Origin of the sequence: Sphingorhabdus sp., from assembly GCF_023910635.1 — a bacterium.
In the GTDB taxonomy this organism is placed as follows: domain Bacteria; phylum Pseudomonadota; class Alphaproteobacteria; order Sphingomonadales; family Sphingomonadaceae; genus Sphingorhabdus_B.
Genome location: NZ_JAAVVZ010000078.1, coordinates 1 through 1832 on the forward strand (window position 1 = coordinate 1; position 1832 = coordinate 1832).

Annotated in this window: 4 protein-coding genes; 1 reads left to right on the top strand and 3 read right to left on the bottom strand. The window is 53.9% G+C overall.

Going from position 1 to position 1832, the window contains the following annotated elements; all coding sequences use genetic code 11:
* Positions 1–43: 43 nt before the first annotated feature.
* Positions 44–109, top strand: a complete 66-nt coding sequence (locus tag HEQ34_RS14495) for a hypothetical protein (protein WP_366934879.1) — start codon at positions 44–46, stop codon at positions 107–109.
* A 109-nt stretch (positions 110–218) separates the two neighbouring features.
* Here the strand turns inward: HEQ34_RS14495 and HEQ34_RS14290 are convergent, their stop codons facing one another.
* The 3 genes from HEQ34_RS14290 to HEQ34_RS14300 form a co-directional block, all read right to left on the bottom strand.
* Entirely contained in the window at positions 219–671 is a 453-nt protein-coding gene (locus HEQ34_RS14290; RefSeq protein ID WP_296201581.1) for a hypothetical protein, read from the bottom strand.
* Between the two features lie 4 nt (positions 672–675).
* Positions 676–1521 (bottom strand): hypothetical protein, encoded by an 846-nt coding sequence (locus HEQ34_RS14295; protein ID WP_296201583.1) that lies wholly within the window; start codon positions 1519–1521, stop codon positions 676–678.
* On the bottom strand, positions 1518–1832 hold a 315-nt coding region (locus tag HEQ34_RS14300), incomplete at its 5' end, for a helix-turn-helix domain-containing protein (protein WP_296201584.1). The genes HEQ34_RS14300 and HEQ34_RS14295, both read right to left, overlap by 4 nt.

Sequence of the window (1832 nt, forward strand, 5' to 3'; positions counted from 1 at the left end):
GCCGCCGCCTGCTGCCCCGGACAAGGTCGCGATCAAAGCCGCGATCAAGGCAGGGCAGGAAGTGCCGGGCGTGAAGCTGACCCGCAGCCAGCGATTGAGCCTCGATTGATGCTCTACCCCAAAACCCGCATTGTGCGCAGTGCGCGTTACCGCCGCTGGGTCTGGATCACGCATCAAGTGCGCCACCGGTGTGAGGCTGGAGCGTCCGCGATCGCCGGTCATGTCGACGATCCCTTGGCTTGATATTCTGCATCCACCTCCGCCAGAATTGCCGCAACATCTTCTGGTCTGCAAAGTTGATCTTCTGGAACGGGCGGGACGTATTCGTGCCGATGCTTCATCAAAGCTATCCTCGCCCGATTGCGGCGCGCGCGGCGGACAGAAACGGCGTGCTCCACGATTTCAATGATTTCAGATATGTCTGGAAACCACTTTTGCTCCCGCATCAATCGGCCAAAAGCATATCCCAAATCGGCCCTGCTGTAGCCGACGAGGTTTTGCAGATAGGATTCCGCAAGCACGGCCCATTCCAAGCTTGCACGGTTCTTTTGAGGCTTGAACATGAACGTGAGCAACTGCTCTTCAATCCATCCTTCCAACGCTTCGGGCGGCTCTGGATGGTTAATGAAGTCCTGCAAAACTGTGACGTCAGTTGGCGTGACTACCGGCATATCCTCATAGGAACCCTTGCTGTTCACCAAGGCGTCGAGCGCGTCTGGCAGCGACGGCTTGCGCCAAACCGTGAGGTTGGTTGCCGTCCGATCCGTAGTTGCTATCTCCTGTCCCATTGTTCGTTCTTCCAGTCTTGAGAGGGAACACGCCCTGATATTCAAATGCTGCCGATTGCTTGAGAACCTCGCCTGGAGGAAAGCCGTCCTCTGCAAGTTTGCGTAGTTCTCGGATTGTGCCGTTCGCTCCGCCAACAGTCTTGATTGGCTTTCGGATTGCCCGACGCATTGCGACAAAGGACGCCCAAGGGTCAGCGGGTATGTCTGGTGGCAGAACAAACTCGCTTTCCACAAAAGGCTTTGAGTTCTCATTGTCTGCTTTGGATTTCGGTGCGCTCGTGCGCCGAGATATAGGACCGTTAGGTTCTATATCTCTTATTCCCTTATTCCCTTTTTCTTTTATGTCCCGCTGCTGTCCCGCTGCTGTCCCAGATTGCGTCCCAACAAGTGTCCCGCTATATTCGTTTTCGGGCTGATGTTTGTCGTAATTACAGATAGTTATGACTAATCTACCTGTCCCAACTTCTGTCTCAATCATCGTCTCGGTTTTTAATCGGGCAATAAACCGCTCAACGGAAGATTTTGACCACCCCCAAGCGTCCGCAAGCTGCCGGATTGACACACAAAACTGGCTGCGCTGGAGGGTGATTATTTTGCCGTTGACGTCAAATTTCGTTGGCTTGAAACATGCCTTCTCAATCATCCAGACCCATGCGCAGGCTTTGTTGAAAGGCTCGTTTCTAAACATGGCATGGTCGCGCCAACTACGATTAAGGGCAAATTTTCCGCTCATCCAGCCACCCTCCGCGCGCGCCACACATTGATCATCAAGCAGGTCAGCATGGATCGAAACTCAGGGTCGGTGTGGCAAAGGGCCTTGGCGCGGTTGTAGCCATGCAGGACGGTTGTATGGTCCCTCCTACCTATGATGCGCCCTATCTCTGGATAGGATCGTTTTGACATGCGGCGCGCGGCATACATGACGGCAAATCTTGGGCGACAATATTCGTTCGTCTTGCGCTTTGATTTTATTGAACCAGCGGGAATGTCCCACAGCGTTTCGGCCTCTACGATCAGGTGGTTCACCCATTGAAAAGGTGGAAC